Annotated in this window: 3 protein-coding genes; 1 reads left to right on the top strand and 2 read right to left on the bottom strand. The window is 75.1% G+C overall.

Going from position 1 to position 3,061, the window contains the following annotated elements; genetic code table 11:
- Positions 1–386: 386 nt before the first annotated feature.
- Positions 387–1,022 carry an FMN-binding negative transcriptional regulator gene (locus tag CCN29_RS33455; RefSeq protein WP_037828822.1) on the bottom strand — a complete coding sequence of 212 codons (636 nt, stop codon included), beginning with the start codon at positions 1,020–1,022 and terminating at the stop codon, positions 387–389.
- Positions 1,022–1,708: a pyridoxamine 5'-phosphate oxidase family protein gene (locus CCN29_RS33450; protein ID WP_086686241.1), complete on the bottom strand. Its 687-nt coding sequence runs from the start codon at positions 1,706–1,708 to the stop codon at positions 1,022–1,024. Before CCN29_RS33450 ends, CCN29_RS33455 begins: the two co-directional genes overlap by 1 nt.
- Before the next feature lie 35 nt (positions 1,709–1,743).
- On the opposite strand from CCN29_RS33450, the gene CCN29_RS33445 reads away from it, so the two are divergent.
- Positions 1,744–3,061, top strand: a 1,318-nt coding sequence (locus tag CCN29_RS33445) for an aminotransferase class I/II-fold pyridoxal phosphate-dependent enzyme (RefSeq protein ID WP_086686243.1), incomplete at its 3' end; no start/stop codon positions are given.

The following is a 3,061-nucleotide window of genomic DNA, read 5'->3' as shown; positions in this document are numbered from 1 at the left end:
GGTGGGGGGCGTGCCGGGTGGCGTGGGTGGTGGCCGTTGGCCGGTGGCTGGCGGACGCGTGCTGTCGGGGTCCGGGACGTCGGACGGGCGTCCGTGGCGCGGAGGCTTGCGCGCAGCCCCGGAGGTTACGGCGGTACCGGTACCGGACGTGGGTCCGCGCGGCGCCTCGCCGGGCGTGGGTCTGCGACGTCTTCCGGTCACGGCCCCCCCTAGGCCGCTGTGGCGTCCGTGGAGGGCCCGTGGCCGGGACCGGTTCTGAGCCGGGTTCGTGGCGTCGTGCCGCGTGTGCTTCCGCTCCGGTGGGTCGAGCGCGGAGCCCTCGCTGGGTGTGCCGCCAGGGTCGGCGGGCTTCGCTGTCGGACGTGTGTCTGTGCGCGGGCGGCTGATCAGTCGGCCGTCGGTCCCAGCCGTAGGACATGCGTCCGGGCCTCCGCGTCCCGCGCGTGCCCCCGGTCCGCCAGGCCACCCGCTATGCGGTCGCGGACCGCCTGCGACCGTTTGCCCGCGTACTTGAACTTCGCCCGGACCTCGGTCACCTTGAGCCGCAGGCCGCGGATGCCGGGCAGGAGCCTGCCGTACGGCGCTTCGCCGGCGGCGGCCGACATGCTGCCACCCTCCGGCTGGAAGTGGCCGACCTGGCGGTTGAGCAGGGCCGCCTTCTCCGCCGGGTCGTCCACCACATGGGCGTGGCAGCGCAGTTGGACGGCGGCGTACAGGCTGGTCGGGACGCCGTGTTCGGGTGGGGTGCCCGGCTCCGCCTGCCAGGGGCCGGGGACGAACGCGTAGTCGTCGACCACGCTCAGCAGGACCTCCGGGGCCGCCTCGATCGCCGGCCAGAGCGGGTTGGGGCGGGCCAGGTGGGTGACCGCCTCGGCGCGCTCGGGGTCGTAGGCGAAGTGCAGGGGCTGGACGTACGGCGGTTCGCCGGGCGGGCCGTTGACCGCAAGCTGGCCGAAGTCGTGGGTGGCGAGCCACCGTTGCCAGGTGTCGTCGTGCGGGGCGTCCCAGGGGTGGATCAGCATCACAGGGCCGTCAGGTAACCGGGGACCTCCGTGCCGGGGGCCAGGTCCGGGTCGGGCTCGGGGGTGCCGTAGGCGGTGCGGACCGGGAGGACGCCGGCCCAGTGGGGCAGGGACAGGTCCTTGGGTTCGTCGTTGACACCGCCGGTGCGCAGCTTGGCGGAGACCTCGTCCAGGTCGAGGCGGAGCACCGCCGTGGCGGCCAGTTCCTTCTTGTCGGCCGGGCGGGAGTCGGCCGCGCGGCCGGGTACGACGTGGTCGACGAGGGCGTCGAGCGCCTGCCGCTTCTCCTCCGGGTCGGTCACGTCGTACGCCGTGCCGTGCACCACCACGGAGCGGTAGTTGATCGAGTGGTGGAAGGCGGAGCGGGCCAGGACCAGGCCGTCGACGTGGGTGACGGTGAGGCACACCGGGAGCCCCTCGCCGGACTGTCCGGCCGCGCGCAGCGGGCGGGAGCCGGTGGAGCCGTGTACGTAGAGGACCTCGCCGACGCGGCCGTAGAGCGTGGGCAGCACGACCGGGGCGCCGTCCCGGACGAAGCCGAGGTGGCAGACGTAGCCCTCGTCGAGTATCGCGTGCACCAGGTCCTTGTCGTACGACGCGCGCTGGGCGGCGCGGGTGGGGACGGTGCGCTCGGTGGGCGTGTAGGCGGTCTCGGGTCGCTGCTGAGGTGGCTGGGGCCCCTGCATGGCCAACTCCATTGTACTAGTGCATAATATGGTTTGTGCTAGGAGAGTATCGGATCAGCGGGCGGCGCGCAGCGGAGATTTCCGCGAGCATCGAGCGGGCGGTGGGGGAAGGAGCTCTGCAGCCGGGCGAACTGCTGCCGCCCATGCGGGAGTTGGCTGATCGGCTCGGGGTGAACCCGAACACCGTGGCCGCCGCGTACCGGACCCTGCGCGAGCGGGGGGTCATCGAGACGGCGGGGCGACGGGGCAGCCGGGTGCGGCCCAAGCCGGCCACCACCGCGCGCGAGATGATCCGGGTGGAGGTGCCGCCGGGCGTGCGGGATCTGTCGGACGGCAACCCGGACCCCGCGCTGCTGCCGGCGCTGGCCGGGGCGTTCGCGGCGGCCGCGGCCCAGGGGGACCGGGAGCCGGTGCTGTACGGGCACACCCCCGTGGACGGCGGACTGGAGCGTCTGGCGCGGGCCGGACTGGACGCCGACGGGGTGCCGGACGGGCCGGTCGCCGTCACCTCGGGTGCGCTGGACGCCGTGGAGCGGGTGCTCGCCGCCCATCTGCGGCCCGGGGACGCGGTCGTGGTGGAGGACCCCGGGTGGGGAAGCCTGCTGGATCTGATTCCCGCGCTCGGTCTGCGGACCGTGCCGGTGCCCGTCGACGACGAGGGCCCGCTGCCCGACGACGTGCGCAGGGCGCTGGAGGGTGGGGCGCGGGCGCTGATCGTCACGGACCGCGCGCAGAACCCGACCGGCGCCGCGCTGAGTGCCGCGCGCGCCCAGGCCCTGCGCGCGGTGCTCGCCGAACACCCCGAGACGCTGCTGATCGAGGACGACCACGGGCACCACATCGTCGACCTGCCGCTGCACCCCCTCGCCGGCGTCACGCACCGCTGGGCCTTCTCCCGCTCGGCCGCCAAGGCGTACGGGCCCGACCTGCGTCTCGCGGTCCTCACCGGCGACCCGCTCACCCTCGACCGGGTGCGCGGCCGGCAGCGGCTCGGGCCCGGCTGGGTCAGCCTGACCCTCCAGCGCGCGGTGGCCCGGCTGTGGGCCGACGGCACGGTGGACCCGGCGACCGTCGCGGCGCGCTACGGGGAACGCCGGGACGCCCTGGCGGCGGCGCTACGCCGGCACGGGATCGAGGCGCAGGGGCGCAGCGGCATGAACCTGTGGGTGCCGGTCCCCGACGAGACCGGCGTGGTCGCCCGACTGCTGCACGCCGGCTGGGCGGTGGCCCCGGGGGCACGCTTCCGGATGCACACACCCCCGGGTATCCGCGTCACCGTCTCCACCCTCACGGACGCGGAGATCGAGCCGCTGGCGGAGGCGATCGCGGTGGCTTCGGGGCCGGGGCCGGGGC

The sequence above is a fragment of the Streptomyces pseudogriseolus genome, from assembly GCA_002154585.1.
Taxonomy (GTDB): Bacteria; Actinomycetota; Actinomycetes; order Streptomycetales; family Streptomycetaceae; genus Streptomyces; species Streptomyces pseudogriseolus.
Note: the sequence above shows the minus strand (reverse complement) of the source record. Positions and strands in the feature narration are given on the sequence as shown.